Origin of the sequence: Actinomadura montaniterrae (genome assembly GCF_008923365.1) — a bacterium.
Taxonomy (GTDB): domain Bacteria; phylum Actinomycetota; class Actinomycetes; order Streptosporangiales; family Streptosporangiaceae; genus Spirillospora; species Spirillospora montaniterrae.
The window spans coordinates 1-19,609 of sequence record NZ_WBMR01000127.1; the positions used below are offsets into that span (position 1 = coordinate 1).

Below are 19,609 nucleotides of genomic sequence, written 5' to 3' on the forward strand. Positions count from 1 at the left end.
CGCGTCCGAGTGCGACGCGCCGATCAGGTGCGCCCCCGTGCCGCCGCACGGGGGCCCGGGAACGAGGGAGACGACGGCGACCATGCCGAAGACCAAGACCCACAGCGGTGCCAAGAAGCGCTTCAAGCTGACCGGCTCCGGCAAGGTGATGCGCCGCCGCGCCAACAAGAACCACCTGCTCGAGCACAAGCCCACCAAGCGGACGCGCCGCCTGTCCGGCCCGGCCGTGGTGGCCGACGCCGACGCCAAGAACATCAAGAAGCTGCTGCGCAAGTAGCACCGACCGGCAACATCGACGACCGGCCGGCGCCAGGACGGCTCCGGCCCCCACGAAGGAGTTCAGCACGTGGCACGCGTGAAGCGGGCGGTCAACGCCGCCAAGAAGCGTCGGGTCGTTCTGGAGCGGTCGAGCGGCTACCGCGGCCAGCGTTCGCGGCTGTACCGCAAGGCCAAGGAGCAGCAGCTCCACTCGATGACCTACGCCTTCCGGGACCGCAAGGACCGCAAGGGCCAGTTCCGCCGCCTGTGGATCCAGCGGATCAACGCCGCGGCCCGCGCCAACGGCATCACCTACAACCGGTTCATCCAGGGCCTGAAGGCCGCCGAGGTCGAGGTCGACCGGCGCATGCTGGCCGAGCTCGCGGTGAACGACGCTCCCGCGTTCGCCGCCCTGGTCAAGGTGGCCAAGGACGCGCTCCCGGCGGAGGCCGCCTGAGCCGGGCGACCTGGCGACGGGCGAGTACGGCGACATGGCGGGCCGCGAGCTGACCTCTATCCGATCACCCCGGGTGAAGGCCGCTCGCCGGCTCGCCAAACGCGCCTTCCGGCGCCGTGAGGGGCGGTTCCTCGCCGAGGGGCCGCAGGCGGTGCGGGAGGCGCTGGAGATCCCCGGCGGGCTGGCCGAGCTGTTCACCACGGCCGAGGCCGAGTCCCGCCATCCCGAGCTGGTCGGCGCCGCCGAGCGCGCCGGGGTCCCGGTGCTGCGGGTCAGCGGCGAGATCATGGCCGAGCTGGCGCAGACCGTCACCCCGCAGGGGCTGCTGGCGGTCTGCGAGTTCGTGGACGTCCCGCTGGCCGGCGCGCTGGAGTCCGGCCCCCGGCTGGTGACCGTCCTCGCGCACGTCCGCGACCCCGGCAACGCCGGGACGGTGCTGCGCACCGCCGACGCGGCGGGCTCGGAGACGGTCGTGTTCACCGACGCGTCCGTCGACCCCTACAACGGCAAGTGCGTGCGCGCCTCGGCGGGCAGCCTGTTCCACCTGCCGGTGGTGGTCGGCCCGCGTTTCGACACGCTGATCCCCGAGCTGAAGAAGTCGGGGCTGACGGTGCTGGCCGCCGACGGCGCGGGCGACCGCACCCTGGACGAGGCCATCGACCAGGGCCTGCTGGCGCGGCCCACCGCCTGGGTGTTCGGCAACGAGGCGTGGGGACTGCCCGAGGAGATCCTGCGGCACGTGGACGAGGTCGTCCGGGTGCCGATCTACGGCCGGGCCGAGAGCCTGAACCTGGCGACGGCCGCGGCCGTCTGCCTGTACGCGTCGGCCCGGGCGCAGCGCCGGGCCTGACACGGCCGCGCGCCGGGAGACAGCGCGGCGCCCCGGCCGCGGGCCCGTGAAATCTTGCGGAGGCGCGGGCGAACGGGCGGCCACGTTCGAACGGCCGCGAAGGTTCAATGCGTTCCGTGGCCGGTTGGCCGCAAGCGGTCGCATTCAGGGCCGTTTCGTGGCATGTGAGCTGCGAAGATGGTCTTCCCGCGGACGGCCGGGCAGGGGGCCCGCCGGCGCGGGTGACTCATTCCCAGGTAGGAGCGGGATACCGGCCCGGCGGTGGATTTCACCGTCCCGGCCCGCTGCTTACGGTGTTGACCAGGGCGTTGACCAGGGCGGCAACGGAGCCGCGCAGAGTGGGGGCGAACGTGATGACCGAGGAGACCAGGCCGGCGAGGCGGCCGGGCCGGCGCGCGCCGGAGATCCGGTGCCGGACGGGCGCCGGCCAGGCCGTGTCCCGCGGCTCCGCGGCGCCCGGCACGGCTCTGCCCGGCACCGGTGCTCCGGCCGCGGCGGCGCTCGGCGGGACCGGCGCGTGGACGCCCGGCCCGGTGGCGGGCCTGGCGGTCGAGGTCGCCGAGCGGCGGCCGGGGACCGCCGTCGTCACGGTGACCGGGGAGATCGACCTGCACACCGCGGACGGCCTGCGGGCCCGGCTGGTCAAGGCGCACGCCGCGGGGGCGCGCCGGCTGGTGCTGGACTTCGCCGCCGTCCCGTTCTGCGACGCGGCGGGCCTCGGCGCGCTGGTCGGCGCGCACAACGAGATCTCCGCGTCCGGCGGCGAGATCGTGCTGGCCGCGGTGCGGCCCGCCCAGCTGCGGCTGCTGCGGATCACCGGGCTGCACCGGCTGTTCGCGGTCCACGCGGACGTGGCGGCCGCGCTCGCCGGCCAGGACTCGCCGACCGGCACCCGCTGAGAACACCGCCTCGGCGGCGGCCCGGCGGGCGCTCGTCCAGGCCTGCCCGGTGGCTACAAATGCCTTGCCGCGAGGCGTTCTCCGGGTCCCGTAAGGGGCCCGACTGCGGATAGAGTCTCTTCTCGACAGGCCGCGCTCTACCGGTGTTCTGGAGGCCGCTGTGGGCGGAGAGGAACCCCCCGGCGTGGCCGCGCGCGCTCTCTCCGAGCCCGGGCCGGCGGACGATCTGCCGGACGGGCTGCTGGTCGCCGACCGCGACGCCCGCGTCGTGGTGTTCAACACCGCCGCCGAGCGGATGACCGGGATCGCCGCCGCGGCCGCGCTGGGCCGCGACTTCCGCGACGTCCTGCCGCTGCACGACGCCGAGGGCCGCGACTGGTGGAAGTGCCTGGCCCCCTACGACGGCCTCGCGACCCGCACCCGGCACCCGGAGCGTTCGCTGTTCCTGGCCGGCGGCACCGAGCTGCTGGTCACCGCCGGGTACCGGCGCGGCGAGGGCGGCCGGGTCGAGCGGTTCACCGTCTGCCTGCGCGACGCGCAGCACCGCGCCCGCCAGGAGCGCGACCGCGCCGACCTGGTGTCGACCGTCGCGCACGAGCTGCGCTCCCCGCTGACCAGCGTCAAGGGCTTCACCGCGACGCTGCTCGCCAAGTGGCACCGCTTCAACGACGACCAGAAGCGGGTCATGCTGGAGACCGTCAACGCCGACGCCGACCGGGTCACCCGGCTGATCACCGAGCTGCTGGACGTGTCCCGGATCGAGGCGGGCCGGCTGGAGATGCGCCGCCAGGTCGTCGACCTGCCCGAGGAGGTCCGCAAGGTCATCGCGGGCCGGGTCGCGGCCGGCGACGCCGAGGACCGGTTCCGGTTCGAGGTCCGCGGCGCGCTGCCCGAGATGTGGCTTGATCCCGACAAGATGGACCAGATCCTGGGCAACCTGGTGGAAAACGCGGTGCGGCACGGCGCGGGCACTGTCACCATCGTGGTGGAGCCGGACGCGCACAAGGAGGGGGCCGCCGTGTCGGTGCGCGACGAGGGCGAGGGCATACCGCCCGAGGCCGTCCAGCGCGTCTTCCGGCAGTTCTGGCGCGGTCCGGGCGGCAACCGGCGCGGCGGCACCGGGCTCGGCCTCTACATCGTGAAGGGCCTGGTCGAGGCGCACGGCGGCGCGATCACGGTGCGGCGGGCGCCCGGCGGCGGCGCCGAGTTCCGATTTACCGTGCCCGCCGGGGCCCCCGACCACGCGAGCTGAGCCCGTCCCGGGCGCGGCCCGCGGCCGCGGAAGGGCTCCGGGCGGGCCGCGCGTCACGCGCACGCTTTCCGGATCCTCACCGCCCGCGCACTAGACTGCGGGCGTCCCACGCCGACCGGAGTCGATCACACCACCATGTCTGCACCCAACAAGTCCTATGACCCCGTCGAGGTGTCCGCGTTGCAGCCCGAGCAGCTCGACCGGGCCCGCGACGAGGCGCTCGCGGCGATCGCCGCGGCCGCCGACCTCGACGACCTCAAGCAGGTCCGCCTGGCGCACGCCGGCGACCGTTCCCCGCTGGCCCTCGCCAACCGCGAGATCGGCGCGCTGCCGCCGGCCGCGCGCGCCGACGCGGGCAAGCGCATCGGCGCCGCCCGCGGCGCGGTGTCCAAGGCGCTGAAGGAGCGCCAGGCCGTCCTGGAGGAGGAGCGCGACCAGCGCGTCCTCGTCGAGGAGACCGTCGACGTCACCCTGCCGTGGGACCGCGCGCCGCGCGGCGCCCGGCACCCGCTGACCACCATGCAGGAGCGCATGGCCGACGTCTTCGTCGCGATGGGCTTCGAGGTCTCCGAGGGCCCCGAGGTCGAGGCGGAGTGGTTCAACTTCGACGCCCTGAACTTCCTGCCCGACCACCCGGCCCGCACCATGCAGGACACCTTCTTCGTGGAGTCGGAGGAGTCCGGGCTGGTGATGCGGACGCACACCTCGCCGATGCAGATCAGGTCGCTGCTGTCGCGGCCGCTGCCGGTGTACGTGGTCGCGCCGGGCCGCACGTTCCGCACCGACGAGCTGGACGCGACGCACAGCCCGGTGTTCCACCAGCTGGAGGGCCTCGCCGTCGACGAGGGCCTGACCATGGCGGACCTGCGCGGCGGCATCGACGCGTTCGTCACCGGCATGTTCGGCGAGGGGCTGAGGACCCGGTTCCGGCCGTCGTACTTCCCGTTCACCGAGCCGTCGGCGGAGGTGGACATGCAGTGCTTCGTGTGCCGGGGCGCGTCCGCCGAGCCGGGCGGCGAGCCGTGCCGCACCTGCGGCTCGGAGGGCTGGATCGAGCTGGGCGGCTGCGGCATGGTCAACCCGCGGGTGCTGGTGGCCTGCGGCGTCGACCCGGACCGCTACAGCGGCTGGGCGTTCGGGCTGGGCGTCGAGCGGACGCTGATGTTCCGGCACGGTGTGGAGGACATGTACGACATGGTGGAGGGCGACGTCCGGTTCACCCTCCCGTTCGGGATGGAGATCTGATGCGGGCCCCGCTTTCCTGGGTGCGCGAGCACGTCGAGCTGCCGGCCGGCGTGACGGGCCGGGACCTGGCCGAGAGGCTGATCGCGGCGGGCCTGGAGGTCGAGACGGTCGAGCAGGCCGGCGCCGACATCTCCGGGACGCTCGTGGTCGGCGAGGTCCTGGCGTTCGAGGAGCTGACCGGCTTCAAGAAGCCGATCCGCTACTGCCAGGTGAACGTCGGCGACGCCAACGGCACCGGCGAGCCGCAGAACATCATCTGCGGCGCGACGAACTTCGCGGTCGGCGACCGCGTCGTGGTGATCCTGCCCGGCGGCGTGCTGCCCGGCGGCTTCCAGATCGGCGCGCGGAAGACCTACGGCAAGATGTCCGAGGGCATGATCTGCTCGGTCACCGAGCTCGGCATCGGCGACGACCACAGCGGCATCCTCGTGCTGCCGCCGGACGCGCCGGTCGGTGCCGACGCCGTCGAGCTGCTCGGCATCCGCGACGACGTCCTCGACATCGCCGTCACCCCGGACCGCAGCTATGCGCTGTCGATCCGCGGCATCGCCCGAGAGGCCGCGATCGCCTACGGCGTCCCGTTCACGGACCCGGCGGACGTGGAGCTGCCCGCCAAGAACGGCGAGGCGTACCCGGCGAGCATCGGCGACCCGACCGCGTGCGACCGGTTCGTCCTGCGGGAGGTGCGCGGCTTCGACCCGGACGCGAAGACCCCGATGTGGATGCAGGTGCGCCTGCACCGCGCGGGGATGCGTCCGGTGTCGCTGGCGGTCGACGTCGTGAACTACCTGATGCTGGAGCTCGGGCAGCCGCTGCACACGTTCGACCGCGTGAAGCTCACCGGCCCGATCGTGGTGCGGCGCGCCGAGAAGGGCGAGAGCCTGGAGACCCTCGACCACGTCAAGCGCAAGCTGGACCCCGAGGACATCCTGATCACCGACGAGTCGGGCCCGATCTCGATGGCCGGGACGATGGGCGGCCTCGAGTCGGAGATCGACGACCGGTCCACCGACATCGTCATCGAGGCCGCGCACTTCGACGCGATCGGCACCGCCAGGATGAGCCGCCGGCACAAGCTGCACAGCGAGGCGTCCTACCGGTTCGAGCGCGGCGTCGACCGCGAGCTGCCGCTGTACGCCTCGTACCGCGCGGCGCGGATGCTGGCGGAGCTCGGCGGCGCGGAGATCGCGCCGGGCGTCACGCACGCCGAGGCGCCGGTCGCACGGGTCACGATCACGATGCCGGCCGGGCACCCGGATAAGGTCGCGGGCGTGACGTACGGCCGCGACACGGTCGTCCGGCGGCTGGAGGAGGTCGGCTGCACGGTCGAGGGCGGCGACGTCCTGACGGTGACGCCGCCGTCGTGGCGGCCCGACCTGACCGACCCGAACGACCTCGCCGAGGAGGTCATCCGGCTCGAGGGCTACGAGGACATCCCGGCGCGCGCGCCGCGCCCGTCCGCCGGGCGGGGCCTGACGATCCAGCAGCGGCTGCGCCGCCGGGTCGGCCGGTCGCTCGCCGGCGCCGGGTACGTCGAGGTGCTGGCGTTCCCGTTCGTCTCCGCGAAGGACTGGGACGACCTGCAGCTGCCCGGCGACGACGCGCGGCGCCGCGCGCTGCGGCTGGCGAACCCGCTGTCGGAGGAGGAGCCGCTGCTGCGCACGACGCTGCTGCCGGGCCTGCTGCGGACGCTGGCGCACAACGTGGGGCGCGGCTTCCCCGACACGGCGCTGTTCGAGCTGGGCGTGGTGTTCCGGCCGCGTCCGGACGCGCCGGACCGGGCGCCGCGGCTCGCGGTGGACCGCGGCCCGACGGCCGAGGAGGTCGCGTCCGTCGAGGCGGCGCTGCCCGACCAGCCGCACCGGGTGGCGGTCGTGCTGTCCGGCGACCGCGAGCCCTCGGGCTGGTGGGGCGGCGGGCGCCCGGCGCTGTGGGCGGACGCGGTGCAGGCGGCGCGGCTGGTGGCGGCCGAGGTCGGCGTGGAGCTGGCGGTGAAGGCCGACCAGCACGCGCCGTGGCACCCGGGCCGCTGCGCCGCGCTGTACGTGGGCGACACGCTCGTCGGCCACGCCGGTGAGCTGCACCCGCGCGTCACGAAGGCGTACGGGCTGCCGGCGCGCACCTGCGCGATGGAGCTGGAGCTGCGCCGCCTCGGCGAGCCGGTGGCGGTCCGCGCGCCGCACGTGTCGACCTACCCGGTCGCCACGCAGGACGTCGCGCTCGTCGTCGACTCCGGGGTGCCCGCCGCGGAGGTCGAGGCGGCGCTGCGCGACGGAGCGGGCGAGCTGCTGGAGGCGATCCGGCTGTTCGACGTGTACACCGGCGAGCAGGTGGGGGAGGGGCGCAAGTCCCTCGCGTACTCGCTGCGGTTCCGCGCATCCGACCGCACCCTCACGGCCGAGGAGGCGTCGCAGGCCCGCGACGCCGCGGTCGCCGTCGCGGCCGAGCGCACCGGCGCGGTGCTGCGCGGCGCCTGATCAGCGGCGCCTGATCCGTAGGGACGGACGTGCCCCGGGCCTGCCGAAGGCCCGGGGCACGTTCGCGTGTCAGCCCGCGTGGCCGAGGGATCCGTCGCGGCGGCCCGCGGAGACGAGTCGCTCCATCGACAGCGCGGCCACCGCGTACCAGCCGGCCCCGACGAGGGCCTCGGCGCCGAGGAGCCGCAGGACGTGCCCGGCCGGCGCGCCATCGAGGATCCCGCGCACGGCCTGGAGACCGTGCACGACCGGCAGCACGTTCACCGCGACCCGCAGCGGGGCGGGCCAGACGCTGACGGGGACGTTCACGCCGCCGAACGTCATGACGATCCCGTAGGCGAGGTTCAGCACGAGCCATTCGACGCCTCGGGCCCGCAGCGCGACGCCCGCCAGCGCGCACCCGTACCCGTAGCTGCTGGCGAGGACCAGCAGGATGACCGGTGCCGCGTACGCGGCGCGCGGCCACGGCAGCGGGACGCCGAGCAGCGGCGGCAGGACGCACCACGCCACGAGCGAGCTGGTCAGGCCGGTGACCGTCCACTGCAGGCCGCGTCCGAGGTACACGGGCAGGTGCCCGGACGGCGTGATGGCCAGCAGCGGCAGCGTCCCGATCCGCCGCTCGCCCGCCAGCGAGATCACGACGATGGTGGCCTCCAGGCAGGCCAGCACCACGATGTTGCCGACGAGGACGTAGCGCATGGTGGCGTCGTCACCGACGTAGTGCCCCAGCAGGGCGTAGAAGGACGCCTGGCACAGCAGCCGCACGAGCCAGCCGAACGTCCATGTCCGCCACGTGTAGACGGCGCTCATCTCGGCGAATCCGAGGATCAGCGACTCCCGGACGATCCGGAGGACGGGCCTCACGCGAACTCCACCGTCCCCTCGCGCCGCGTGCGGTCCACGTACCGCTGCGTCAACCACAGGCCCGCCGCCATCGCCACCGCGCTCAGCGCGACGATCGCCAGGACGGCCCGGAGCCAGCCGCGCGTGTCGCCGTGGACGGCGCCGCGCAGCAGGTCGGCGCTCCACGACAGGAACACCAGGCGGCTGAACGGGTGGAGCCAGTCCGGCAGCGCCGCGACCGGGACGAGGATCCCGCCGAGGATGTAGAAGGGGTAGCCGAGGGAGTTCTGCAGGACGTCCCGCGCGCGCGACACCACGAACACGGCGGACAGCAGCGTCGCCGTCCCGACCGTCGCGAGGCAGGTGGCCGCGACCGCGATGGCGAACGTCCCCGGCGCGGCGATGGTCAGCCGCCGCCCGAACCCCACGGCGGCCACCAGCCAGGACTCGGCGAACGCGGCGGTGCCCACGAGCACCACGGTCGCGACCCGTCCGACCACGACCAGCCCGAACATGACGGGCGCCGCGATCAGCGCGGGGAACCGCCCCGCCCACCGGTCCTCGGTGACGATGCGGCCCGCGTAGTCGAGCGAGGCGACCCACAGCCCGATGAGCCCGGGCGCGAGGACGGCGTTCGCGACGACGTCCTCGCGGTGCGCCGCCAGCGTCAGCGCCAGCATCGTCGTGGTCTGCATCGGGGCGATGAGCAGCACGAGCGCGTGCTCCGGGCTGCGCCGCGACAGCGCGACCTGCAGCCGGACCGCGTGCCACACGACGCGGAGCAGGCTCATACCCGCATCCCCCGGTCGCCGACGGCCCGCAGGTACGCCTCTTCGAGGGTGGGCCGGCCGTGCCGCGCGGTGAGGACGTCGCGGTCGAGGAGCCAGCCGAGGACGCGGCGGGTGGCGTCCCGGTCGGCGGTGTGGACGCGCCACGTCCCGCCGTCCCCGCGCTCGACGCCGGTCACTCCGGGCAGCAGCTCCAGCGGCCCGATGAGGGCCGGGTCGGGGTGCGCGAAGTCGACGCATTCGCGATCGCCGAGGAACCGTTCGGCGCGGGCCGGGTCGCCGGTCAGCAGCATCCGGCCGCGGTCGATGAGGGTCACCCGGTCGCAGAGCGCCGCCGCCTCGTCCATGTCGTGGGTGGCCAGCAGGAACGTGCGGCCCTCCGCGCGCAGGTCGAGGACGAGCCGGCGGAACGCGGCGGCGGCGACGGGGTCGAGGCCGGACGTCGGCTCGTCCAGGAACAGCACGCGGGGTTCGTGCAGCAGCCCGCGGGCGAGGTGCAGCCGCTGCCGCATCCCGCGCGAGAACGCCTCGACGGGGTCGCCGGCCCGGTCGGCGAGCCCGACCCGCTCCAGCAGCGCGTCCGCGCGGGCGCGGGCCGTCCGGCCGTCGAGCCGGTACAGCGCGCCCCAGAACAGCAGGTTCCGGCGGGCGGTCAGCCGGTCGTACAGGCCCCGGTCGCCGCCGAGGACGAGCCCGACGAGCGACCGGACGGCCTTCGTGGCGGTGACGACGTCGTGGCCGAGGACGCGCGCCGTCCCAGCGGACGGCAGCAGCACGGTGGAGAGGATCTTGACGAGGGTGGTCTTGCCGGCGCCGTTCGGCCCGAGCAGCCCGTGGATCTCGTTCTGCGCGATGGTGAGGGTCAGCTCGTCGAGGGCGACGACGGTGTCGCGGCGTCTGCGCGTGTAGGTGCGGCGCAGCCCGCTGGTGTGCACGGCGGGTTCCATGCTCCGACCGTCGCCGTAAGGGACGGTCCCGGGCCATAAGGCCGCGGCTCAGATCCGCCCGGCGCCGTCCTAAGCGCGCCGTCTCCCGGTCTTAGGCCAGGCCGCGGTCGCGGGCGGCGGCCGCGGCCTCGCCCCGGGACGCGACGCCGAGCTTGGCGATGATGTTCGACACGTGCACGCTGGCGGTCTTGGGGGAGATGACGAGTTCCTCGGCGATCTCCCGGTTGGAGCGCCCGCGCGCCAGCAGCCGCACCACCTCCGACTCGCGGGCGGTGAGCGGCCCGCCCGCCGGGCCGGACAGCCCGGCGCGGCGGGCGCGTTCGGAGATCCGCCGGGCCAGCGGCGCGGCGCCGAGGCGCGCGGCGATCCCGGCGGCGCGGTCGAGCCGCTGCGCGGCGGACGCCCGGTCGCCAGGTCGGCGCAGGCCGCGTCGAACAGGGCTTGTGCGAGCGGATACGGCAGGTCCAGCCGCTCCCAGGTGCGGATCACCGCGTCCCAGCCGGCGGGGCCGCCGGTCAGCGCGGTCACGGCGGCCTTGTGCGCCGCCGCCACGGGCGTCGCGGCGGGCGTGCGCGCGGCCAGGGCGGCGATCTCGGCCGGATCCGTGCCGCCGGCGCGCGCGATCGCCTCCAGCAGCGGCCAGAGGTAGCAGGGCTGCACGGCGAGGCGCGGATGGCGCAGGACGGCGTCCGCCGTGGCGCGGGCGGCGGGCCGGTCCTCCTCCGCCAGCCGCCACTCGACGATCATCTGGGCGAGGGGCAGCACCGTCTGCGGGGGCCCGGCGCCGAGCGGGACGGCGAGCGCCTCGGGATCGGGTTCCGGCCCGGTGCCCCGCGCGGCCAGCAGCGCGATCCGCCAGATCATCATCTGGAGGCGGACGGCCGGGCCGTGGTGACGGTCCAGCCGCCGCGCGAGGAGTTCGGCGGCCTCGTCCCAGCGGCCGAGCCGGTACAGCGCCTCCACCTGGTTGACGGCCGGCGCCAGCCCCGCGCTATGCGCGAGCCCCGCGTCCTCCGCCACGGCGAGGCCCTCGCCCGTGAGCGCAAGCGCCTCGGCGGCGCGGCCGGTGTTCAGCCGCGCGTGCGCCAGCGTGTTCAGCACCCGGACGCGCTCTCCGGCGCCGAGGCCGCGGGAGAGGAGCCGTTCCAGCGGTCCGGTGTCGCCGTCGCCGTCGCGCGCGGAGGCCGCGGCCACGATGAACTCCAGGCCGCCGGTCCGCGGCGCGGGGGCGAGGGCGGCGGCGAGGTCCAGGGCCTCGCGGCCGAGGCGTTCCCCCTCGTCCATCGCCCCGTGGACGAGCAGGCGCGAGGCGAGGTGCGCGAGCCTCTTGACGCGGTCCGGGGGCGAGGCGGCGGCGAGGCGTGCGGCCTCACGGAGGTCGTCCAGCTCACCGTCGTGCCCCTGGAATCCGCGCAGCATCCCCCGGAGCGCGAGGAGCCGGGCGGCCTCGACGGGGGAGCGGGCCGGGTCGGTGCCGTCCAGCGCCTGTCGCACGAGCGGCAGCCCGCGCCTGGGGTCGCCGGCCGCGCTCGCGGCCTCCGCCGCGTCCTCCAGTACCCGCAGGCGGGTACGCCCGGTCAGTTCGGCGGCGTCGGGGACGTCGTCCCACAGGGCGAGAACGCGTTCCAGCAGGGTCAGCTGCTCGGCGTAGGCGGTCGCCTCGCGCCGCTCGCCGGCGGCGTGCCACGCCGCGGCGAGCGCCTTGGCCGGGTCCCCGCACCCTTCCCAGTGGACGGCGAGGGCACCGGACGGGGCGTCGCTGAGCCCGGGGGCCCGCTCGATGGTCTCGGCGTAGCGGCGGTGCAGGCCGGTCCGCTCGCCCGGCAGCAGAGCGTCGTGGACGGCGTCGCGGATGAGCGCGTGCCGGAACGCGTACCCGTCTCCGCCGGTCGTCAGCAGGCCGTGCTCGACGGCCGGGCGCAGCGCCTCGCTCAGCTCGGCGTCCGTCCGGCCGGTCACCGCGGCGAGCAGGGCGTGGCCCACCCGGTCCCCGGCGGCGCTCGCCGCGCGCAGCGCCGCGCGGGTGGGCTCGGGGAGCCGGTCGACGCGGGCGAGCAGCAGGTCGCGCAGCGTCCCGGGCAGCGCCTCGCCGGGGTGCGCGACGAGCGTCTCGACGAACAGCGGGTTGCCGCCGCAGCGCGCGTGGACGTCCCGGACCGCGGCGTGGTCGGCGGCGCCGAGGATGCCGCGCATCTGGTCGGCCACCTCGGCGGCGGTCAGGGGCGGCAGGTCGAGCCGGGTGACGTGGGGGAGCCGCGCGAGCTCGGCGAACGGCGCGCGCGTCGCCGGCTCCTCGGGGCGGAACGTCACGACCAGCAGCACCCCGGGGCGCGGCGGGTTGCGGAGCAGGAAGGACAGCAGGTCGCGCGTCGAGGCGTCGGCCCAGTGCGCGTCCTCGACGACGAGGACGACCGGTTCGCCGGCGCCGAGCCGTTCGGCGAGCGTGAGCACGTGCTCGAACAGCCGCATCTGGCCGGTGCCGTCGTCGGGCGGCGGCGCGGCGCCGCTCAGCGCGGGCATCAGCCGGGCCAGCTCCGGCAGGGCCGCCGCGGGCATCAGCGCGGTGACCGCGTCCCGGCCGAGCCGCCGCAGGATCGCGGTGAACGGCGCGTAGGGCAGGCTCGCGGCGCCGAGGTCGAGGCAGCCGCCGGTGACGGCGCGCACGTCCCGGGAGAACTCCTCGACCAGGCGGGACTTGCCGCCGCCCGCCTCGGCGGCGACCAGCACGGCCGCGGCCTCGCCCGCGCGGGCGCGGTCATGGGCGGCGCGCAGCGCGGCCAGCTCGGCGGCGCGCCCGGCGAAGACCGGGCTGACGGGACCCATGCGTTCAGCATGGCGGCACGCGTCCCTGCGATCCACCGGAATTCGCGCTAAAAGATACTTGTGTCGCGATAAGAGTTCGGGTAGCCTGGACGCAGTCACATCGCCGCCCGGCAGGGAGAGTCCGTTGGAGTTCTGAGGTCCGGCACCGCGCAGCGGCCGTCCACCGGCCCGCGCACGACCTCAGCGGACTCCCGTCCCGCCGGGCTTTCCCATGCCCGCCCGCGCGTCGCGCGCCCTCCGCGGTGCCTCCATGTGTCCGCACACCCCCCGCCTGCCATGGAGGCCGCTCATGTCATTCGCCATCGTCTGCTCGGACCTGTCGTTCGCCTGGCCCGACGGCACCGCCGTACTGGACGGCCTGGACGCCGCGTTCGGCCCCGGCCGGACCGGCCTGATCGGGGTCAACGGGTCCGGCAAGTCCACCCTGCTCAAGCTGATCGCCGGGGAGCTGCGTCCCGGTTCCGGGACGGTCAGCGTCGAGGGCCAGGTCGGCTACCTGCCGCAGAACCTCGCCCTGGACGGCTCCGCGACCGTCGCGGACCTGCTCGGCATCGCCGCGGCCCGCGCCGCGCTGCACGCCATCGAGCGCGGCGAGGCCACCGAGGAGAACTTCGCCGCCGTCGGCGACGGCTGGGACGTCGAGGAACGCGCCCTCGCCGAGCTGGGCCGGCTCGGCCTCGGGCACCTCGATCTGGACCGCCCGGTCGCGGCGCTGTCGGGCGGCGAGACGGTGATGACCGGGCTCGCCGCACTGTTCCTGGCCCGCCCCGACGTGCTCCTCCTCGACGAGCCGACCAACAACCTCGACCTGGACGCCCGGCACCGCCTGTACGCCGCCGTCGAGTCCTGGACGGGCGTGCTGGTCGTCGTCAGCCACGACCGGGAGCTGCTGGACCGGGTCGACGCCATCGCCGACCTGCGCGACGGCGCCGTCCGGTCGTTCGGCGGGAACCTGTCCGCCTACGAGGAGCTGCTCGCCGTGGAGAAGGAGGCCGCGGAACGGATGGTCCGGGTCGCCGGGACCGACCTGCGCCGGCAGAAACGCGAACTGGAGGAGGCCCACGTCAAGCTCGCGCGCCGCAAGCGCTACGCGAACAAGATGTACGAGAACAAGCGGGAGCCGAGGGCCGTCATGAAGCTGCGGAAGCGGGAGGCGCAGGTCTCGGCGGGCAAGCACCGCATCATGCACGAGGAGCGCCTGGCCGGGGCGCGGACGCGGCTCGCCGAGGCGGAGGACGCGGTCCGCGAGGACGCCGCGATCCGGATCGAGCTGCCCGCCACCCGCGTCCCGGCCGGCCGGACGGTCGTCGCGGTCACCGGGCTGCGGGCGGCCGAGCCGGCGCCGGGCACGCTGAGCGAGCTGATCGTCCGGGGTCCGGAGCGGATCGCGCTGACCGGGCCGAACGGTTCGGGCAAGACGACGTTCCTGCGCGCGCTCACCGGTGAGCGCGTCCCGGACGGCGTGTCGGTGCGGATCGGCGTGGACGGCGTCCGGTACCTGCCGCAGCGGCTCGACGTCCTCGACGGGGACCGCAGCGTCGTCGACAACGTGCGCGCGTTCGCGCCGTCGGCGACGCCGGCGCAGATCCGGCAGGGCCTGGCCCGGTTCCTGTTCCGGGGCGCGAGCGCCGACCGGCTCGCGGGGACGCTGTCGGGCGGCGAGCGGCTCCGCGCGGTGCTGGCGTCGCTGCTGCTCGCCGACCCGGCGCCGCGGTTCCTGCTGCTGGACGAGCCGACCAACGACCTCGACATGGCCAGTGCCGCGCAGCTCGGCCAGGCCCTCGCCGCCTACGAGGGCGCGCTGATCGTGGTCAGCCACGACCTGCGGTTCCTGCGGACGCTCGGCCTCACCCGCCGGCTGCGCATGGACCGCCGCACCGGCCTGTCCGAAGGAGGCCCCGTGTAACGCGAGAAAACCCGTTTCACGCGGAAGGGCCGCATAACGCGGAGGGCCCGCACAACGTGGAGGGGCCCGCGCGGACGTGTCCGCGCGGGCCCCTCCGGCACGCCGGTCAGGTCAGGACGCGGCGGGTGAACGTGCGCGTCGCGGCCCACGTCAGCAGGGCCGTCCCGCCGACGATGGCGAGCAGGAACGCCCACGCCGGCATGTGCGGGATGCCGGGCGTCAGGGTGCTGCGCAGCCCCTCGCTGACGTAGACGAGGGGGTTGAACAGGCTGAGGATCTGCAGCCACCGGATGTGGTCCAGCGCCGACCACGGGTAGTACACGCAGCCGAGCATCGTCATCGGCAGCAGCACCATCGCGAACAGGACCTGCACCTTCTGCGGGTTCAGCAGCGTGCCGAGCAGCAGCCCGCCGGCCGCGGCCAGCAGCGACCCCGCCACCATCACCACGACCAGCACGGGCCAGTTCTCGACGTGCACGTGCGGGGACTGGCCCTCGGCGTGGATGAGCAGCACCGCCGGGAACACCAGCAGCCCGCCGATCAGCCCCTGCGCGGCCGCCGCGACGATCTTCTGCACCGCCAGCAGCGGGATCGGCACCGGCGCGAGCGCCCGGTCGGTGATGGACTTCTGCCAGTTCAGCTCCATCATCAGCGGGAAGATCACCGCCATCATCGCCTGCATGATGATGGACGAGCCGACCAGCCCGGGCACCAGGATCGTGGAGAACGTCGGCCCGCCGGGCCCGCCCGCCATCGCGCCGCCGCCGAGCTTCGGCAGCACGTAGGAGAAGACGAACACGAACATCACCGGCTGCACCAGCACCCGGACGAACGTCGACAGGAAGTTCTTGCGCATCACCCGCGCCTCGCGCGCCATCATCGCGGCGAACGTGCGGGGGATCGTCGCCCGCGCCGCGGGCGGGGGCGTCAGGACGGTGGCGGCCGGGGCGCTCATTCGCGGTATTCCCTTCCGGTGAGGGTGAGGAAGACGGTCTCCAGGCTGGGGCGCAGCTGCGTGGCGTCGGTGACCCCGACGCCGGCGGCCGACCCGATCGCGACCAGCTCGCCGAGGATCCCGTCGGGCTCGGTGGCGAACACCCGGACCTGGCCGTCGTTGACCTCGACCTTGCTGATGCCGTCGCGGTCGGACAGCTTGTGGATCTGGTCGGGCGCGGGCGCGTCGTAGGCGACGGTGATGACGGTGTCGGCGCCCGCCGCGTTCTTCAGCTCGTCGACGGTGCCGGAGGCGAGGATCCTCCCGTGGTCGACGACCGCGACGCGGTCGCAGAGCGCCTCGGCCTCCTCCATGTAGTGGGTGGTGAGCAGGATCGTCTGCCCGCCGGCCTGCAGGCCGCGCAGCACCTCCCACAGGTTGGTGCGGGTCTGCGGGTCGAGGCCGGCGGTCGGCTCGTCCAGGAACAGCACCTCGGGCCCGTGCATCAGGGCCCGGCAGATCATCACCCGCTTGGCCTGCCCGCCCGACATCTCGAACGGGTTGCCCTTGCGGTGCTCGGTGAGCCCGAACAGCTCCATCAGCTCGTCGGCGCGGCGCCGGGCGTCGCGGGCGCTGAGCCCGAAGAACCGGCCGCGGAACTCCAGGTTCTCGGCGGCGGTGAGGTCGCTGTCGAGGGTGTTGTTCTGCGACACGACGCCGATCCGGCGCTTGATCTCGACGGCGTCCTTCACCACGTCGAGGCCGGACACCCGCGCGGTGCCGCCGGTCGGGACGACCAGGGTGGTGAGCATGCCGATGGTCGTGGACTTGCCCGCGCCGTTCGGGCCGAGCAGCCCGAAGAACTCGCCGCGCGGCACGTCGAGGTCGATGCCGCGGACGGCGGGCACCTCGGGCCGCGGGCCGGCGGCGGGGTAGGTCTTCTTCAGCTCCACCGTCTGGACGGCGGGCTCGGGGGGTGCGCTCACGCGCGGTCTCCCTTCCCTTGCGTGCCCTCGGAGTAGGTCTCGAACTGCTTGATCAGGTTGAGCAGGAACCGGCGGACGGCCGCCTCGTCGCCCTCGTCGACGACGTCGTAGAGCTCGTGCAGGTCCGCGCCGATCGGCCCGGACTTCTCGGCGACGAGCCGGCGGCCCGAGTCGGTGATGCGCAGCATCACCCCGCGCCGGTCGCGGTGCGAGCGCTCCCGGACGACGTGCCCGTTGCGCTCGAGCGTGTCGACCACCGACGTCACCGTGGCCGGGGTGACGAGCAGCCGCTTGGCGCATTCGCTCGGGCGCAGGCCGTCCTCGACGACGAGCAGGCGGAGCAGGAAGAACCCCGCGGGGCTGATGCCGTGCCGCTCGACGATCCGCCAGACGACGGGCCCCGACAGCCGCGTCGCGGCGGCGAAGAGCCGGCCGACGGGCCACTCCTCCATGGGGCCGAGGACCGTGAGGTCGCCGAAGCCGAGGTTCTCCATGGCGGCGATGTTAGACCGCTGATGGTTCGAGGGCAAATCTTTAGGCATCTAATTACTCTCGGCGGCATGGATGTCAATGTAAGTTGACATGGCGGCCGTGTCAACCGGTGTTGACATTCGGGATGGTCCCGGCGGCCGCGCGGTCCCTGTGTCGCTCGTCTCAGAACGCGCTGACCGCCCGTCCGACGTTGAATAGATTTCCAGTTGCGTGCATACTCTTACCTGCTTGCTTCCGAAGGAGTGGACATGGGAATCCGGACGGCGGTCGCCGGCGCCAGCGGTTACGCGGGCGGCGAGCTGCTGCGCATCCTCGCGGGACATCCAGAGTTCGAGATCGGCGCGCTCACGGCCGGCGCCAACGCGGGCACGGAGCTCGGCGCGCACCAGCCGCATCTGCGATCCCTGGCCGGGCGCGTCCTGGAGGAGACCACCCCGGACACCCTGGCCGGCCACGACGTGGTGTTCCTGGCCCTGCCGCACGGGCAGTCCGGGCCGCTCGCGGCCGAGCTCGGCGACGACGTCCTCGTCGTCGACTGCGGCGCCGACCACCGGCTCACCGACCCCGCCGCCTGGGAGGCCTTCTACGGCACCCCGCACGCCGGCACCTGGCCGTACGGGCTGCCGGAGCTGCCGGGACAGCGCGACGCGCTGCGCTCCACCAAGCGGATCGCCGTCCCGGGCTGCTACCCCACCGCCGTCACCCTCGCGCTGTTCCCCGCGTTCGCCGCCGGGCTCGCCGAACCCGACGTCGTCGTGGTCGCCGCGTCCGGGACCTCCGGCGCCGGACGCGCTCTCAAGCCGCACCTGCTCGGCAGCGAGGTCATGGGCTCCGTCAGCGCCTACGCGGCCGGCGGCGTCCACCGGCACACCCCCGAGATGACGCAGAACCTCGGCGCCGTCGCCGGCGAGCCGGTCACCGTGTCGTTCACGCCGACGCTCGCCCCGATGAGCCGCGGCATCCTCGCGACCTGCACCGCCAAGGCCCGTCCCGGCGTCACCGCCGCGACGCTCCGCGCCGCCTACGGCGACGCCTACGCCGGCGAACCGTTCCTCGGCCTGCTGCCCGAGGGGCAGTGGCCCGCCACCTCCATGACGCTCGGCGCGAACACCGCCCTCGTCCAGGTCGCCCTGGACGAGGCGGCCGGCCGCATCATCGCGGTCGCCGCCGTCGACAACCTCGCCAAGGGCACCGCGGGCGGCGCCGTCCAGAGCGCCAACCTCGCCCTCGGCCTCCCGGAAGAACTCGGGCTGACCACGATCGGAGTGTCCCCTTGAGCGTCACCGCCCCCCGGGGTTTCCGCGCCGCCGGCGTCGTCGCCGGGCTGAAGGACAGCGGCACCCGCGACCTGGCCCTCGTCGTCAACGACGGGCCGTCCCGCGCCGCCGCCGCCGTCTTCACCCGCAACCGCGTCAAGGCCGCGCCCGTCCTGTGGTCGGAGCAGGTCCTCAAGGGCGGCCGCGTCCGCGCGGTCGTGCTGAACTCCGGCGGCGCCAACGCCTGCACCGGCGCCCCCGGCTTCCAGGACGCCCACGCCACCGCGGAGAAGGCCGCCGAGCTGCTCGTCGACTCCGCAGGCGAGATCGCCGTCTGCTCCACCGGCCTGATCGGGGAGCGGCTGCCGATGGACGCGCTGCTGCCCGGCGTGGACAAGGCCGTCGCCGAGCTGTCGCGCGGCGACGGCGGCCTCGCCGCCGCCGACGCGATCCGCACCACCGACACCGTCGCCAAGATCTCCTTCCGGCAGGGCGACGGCGGCTACATGATCGGCGCGATGGCCAAGGGCGCCGGCATGCTCGCCCCGTCCCTGGCCACCATGCTCTGCGTCATCACCACCGACGCCGACCTGCCCGCCGAGGCCCTCGACCGGTCGCTGCGCGCCGCCGCCCGCGTCACCTTCGACCGGCTCGACTCCGACGGCTGCATGTCGACCAACGACACCGTCCTGCTGATGGCGTCCGGCGCGACCGGAGCCGTCCCCGCCGAGGAGGAGTTCACCGCGCTGCTCACCGAGGTGTGCGCCGACCTGACCCGGCAGCTCCTCGTGGACGCCGAGGGCGCGTCCAAGACCATCGCGATCGAGGTCGTCGGCGCCGCGTCCGAGGACGACGCCGTCACCGTCGGCCGCTCCATCGCCCGCAACAACCTGCTCAAGTGCGCCATCCACGGCGAGGACCCCAACTGGGGCCGGGTGCTGTCGGCCATCGGCACCACCGACGCCGTCTTCGAGCCCGACCAGCTCAACGTCGCGATCAACGGCGTGTGGGTGTGCCGGAACGGCTCGTTCGGCGACGACCGCGACAAGGTCGACATGCGCCCCCGCGACGTGACGATCACCGCCGACCTGTCCGCCGGCCCGCACAGCGCCACCGTCTGGACGAGCGACCTCACCGCCGACTACGTCCACGAGAACTCGGCGTACTCGACATGACCGCGATCACCAGCGGCGCGG

The 19,609-nt window shown here is 74.5% G+C and carries 17 protein-coding genes and 1 pseudogene; 10 read left to right on the forward strand and 8 right to left on the reverse strand.

Going from position 1 to position 19,609, the window contains the following annotated elements; genetic code table 11:
* Positions 1 to 82: 82 nt before the first annotated feature.
* From rpmI to pheT, 7 genes are all read left to right on the forward strand, one after another.
* Entirely contained in the window at positions 83 to 277 is a 195-nt protein-coding gene (gene rpmI / locus F9B16_RS32480; RefSeq protein WP_067468638.1) for a 50S ribosomal protein L35, read from the forward strand.
* A 69-nt stretch (positions 278 to 346) separates the two neighbouring features.
* Entirely contained in the window at positions 347 to 715 is a 369-nt protein-coding gene (rplT, locus tag F9B16_RS32485; protein WP_151544049.1) for a 50S ribosomal protein L20, read from the forward strand.
* 34 nt (positions 716 to 749) lie between these two features.
* Positions 750 to 1,565, forward strand: coding sequence for a TrmH family RNA methyltransferase (locus F9B16_RS32490; RefSeq protein WP_151544050.1), 816 nt, complete (start codon positions 750 to 752; stop codon positions 1,563 to 1,565).
* A 353-nt stretch (positions 1,566 to 1,918) separates the two neighbouring features.
* Entirely contained in the window at positions 1,919 to 2,464 is a 546-nt protein-coding gene (locus tag F9B16_RS32495; protein WP_151544051.1) for an STAS domain-containing protein, read from the forward strand.
* A gap of 184 nt (positions 2,465 to 2,648) precedes the next feature.
* A complete protein-coding gene (locus F9B16_RS32500) occupies positions 2,649 to 3,716 on the forward strand; it encodes a sensor histidine kinase (protein WP_225992143.1) in 1,068 nt (355 codons plus the stop codon).
* Positions 3,717 to 3,851: 135 nt separating this feature from the next.
* Complete coding sequence (pheS, locus tag F9B16_RS32505) at positions 3,852 to 4,961, forward strand: phenylalanine--tRNA ligase subunit alpha (RefSeq protein WP_151544053.1); 1,110 nt, start codon at positions 3,852 to 3,854, stop codon at positions 4,959 to 4,961.
* Positions 4,961 to 7,438: a phenylalanine--tRNA ligase subunit beta gene (gene pheT, locus F9B16_RS32510; protein WP_151544054.1), complete on the forward strand. Its 2,478-nt coding sequence runs from the start codon at positions 4,961 to 4,963 to the stop codon at positions 7,436 to 7,438. Before pheS ends, pheT begins: the two co-directional genes overlap by 1 nt.
* Positions 7,439 to 7,507: 69 nt before the next feature.
* On the opposite strand, the gene F9B16_RS32515 is transcribed toward pheT, so the two are convergent.
* The 5 genes and pseudogenes from F9B16_RS32515 to F9B16_RS52980 all read right to left on the reverse strand — a co-directional run.
* A complete protein-coding gene (locus F9B16_RS32515) occupies positions 7,508 to 8,302 on the reverse strand; it encodes an ABC transporter permease (protein WP_151544055.1) in 795 nt (264 codons plus the stop codon).
* Positions 8,299 to 9,072 (reverse strand): ABC transporter permease, encoded by a 774-nt coding sequence (locus F9B16_RS32520; protein ID WP_151544056.1) that lies wholly within the window; start codon positions 9,070 to 9,072, stop codon positions 8,299 to 8,301. Before F9B16_RS32520 ends, F9B16_RS32515 begins: the two co-directional genes overlap by 4 nt.
* A complete protein-coding gene (locus tag F9B16_RS32525) occupies positions 9,069 to 10,016 on the reverse strand; it encodes an ABC transporter ATP-binding protein (protein ID WP_151544057.1) in 948 nt (315 codons plus the stop codon). Before F9B16_RS32525 ends, F9B16_RS32520 begins: the two co-directional genes overlap by 4 nt.
* A 91-nt stretch (positions 10,017 to 10,107) precedes the next feature.
* A complete protein-coding gene (locus F9B16_RS53925) occupies positions 10,108 to 10,752 on the reverse strand; it encodes a LuxR C-terminal-related transcriptional regulator (protein ID WP_192809099.1) in 645 nt (214 codons plus the stop codon).
* Between the two features lie 1,586 nt (positions 10,753 to 12,338).
* Positions 12,339 to 12,839: pseudogene (locus F9B16_RS52980) on the reverse strand (ATP-binding protein); the annotation flags it as partial.
* Between the two features lie 289 nt (positions 12,840 to 13,128).
* On the opposite strand from F9B16_RS52980, the gene F9B16_RS32535 reads away from it, so the two are divergent.
* Complete coding sequence (locus F9B16_RS32535; protein WP_151544059.1) at positions 13,129 to 14,745, forward strand: ABC-F family ATP-binding cassette domain-containing protein; 1,617 nt, start codon at positions 13,129 to 13,131, stop codon at positions 14,743 to 14,745.
* A 106-nt stretch (positions 14,746 to 14,851) separates the two neighbouring features.
* On the opposite strand, the gene F9B16_RS32540 is transcribed toward F9B16_RS32535, so the two are convergent.
* Genes F9B16_RS32540 through F9B16_RS32550 form a run of 3 tightly spaced genes read right to left on the reverse strand, consistent with a single transcriptional unit; the run spans position 14,852 to position 17,159 of the window.
* Positions 14,852 to 15,700 (reverse strand): ABC transporter permease, encoded by an 849-nt coding sequence (locus F9B16_RS32540; RefSeq protein ID WP_151544060.1) that lies wholly within the window; start codon positions 15,698 to 15,700, stop codon positions 14,852 to 14,854.
* Positions 15,697 to 16,665 carry an ATP-binding cassette domain-containing protein gene (locus F9B16_RS32545; protein WP_151544061.1) on the reverse strand — a complete coding sequence of 323 codons (969 nt, stop codon included), beginning with the start codon at positions 16,663 to 16,665 and terminating at the stop codon, positions 15,697 to 15,699. Before F9B16_RS32545 ends, F9B16_RS32540 begins: the two co-directional genes overlap by 4 nt.
* Positions 16,662 to 17,159, reverse strand: coding sequence for a MarR family winged helix-turn-helix transcriptional regulator (locus F9B16_RS32550; RefSeq protein WP_151544062.1), 498 nt, complete (start codon positions 17,157 to 17,159; stop codon positions 16,662 to 16,664). Before F9B16_RS32550 ends, F9B16_RS32545 begins: the two co-directional genes overlap by 4 nt.
* A 246-nt stretch (positions 17,160 to 17,405) precedes the next feature.
* On the opposite strand from F9B16_RS32550, the gene argC reads away from it, so the two are divergent.
* Both argC and argJ read left to right on the forward strand, forming a co-directional pair.
* Positions 17,406 to 18,434 (forward strand): N-acetyl-gamma-glutamyl-phosphate reductase, encoded by a 1,029-nt coding sequence (argC, locus tag F9B16_RS32555; protein WP_151544063.1) that lies wholly within the window; start codon positions 17,406 to 17,408, stop codon positions 18,432 to 18,434.
* Complete coding sequence (gene argJ / locus F9B16_RS32560; protein WP_151544064.1) at positions 18,431 to 19,588, forward strand: bifunctional glutamate N-acetyltransferase/amino-acid acetyltransferase ArgJ; 1,158 nt, start codon at positions 18,431 to 18,433, stop codon at positions 19,586 to 19,588. Before argC ends, argJ begins: the two co-directional genes overlap by 4 nt.
* The last annotated feature ends 21 nt before the right edge of the window (positions 19,589 to 19,609 follow it).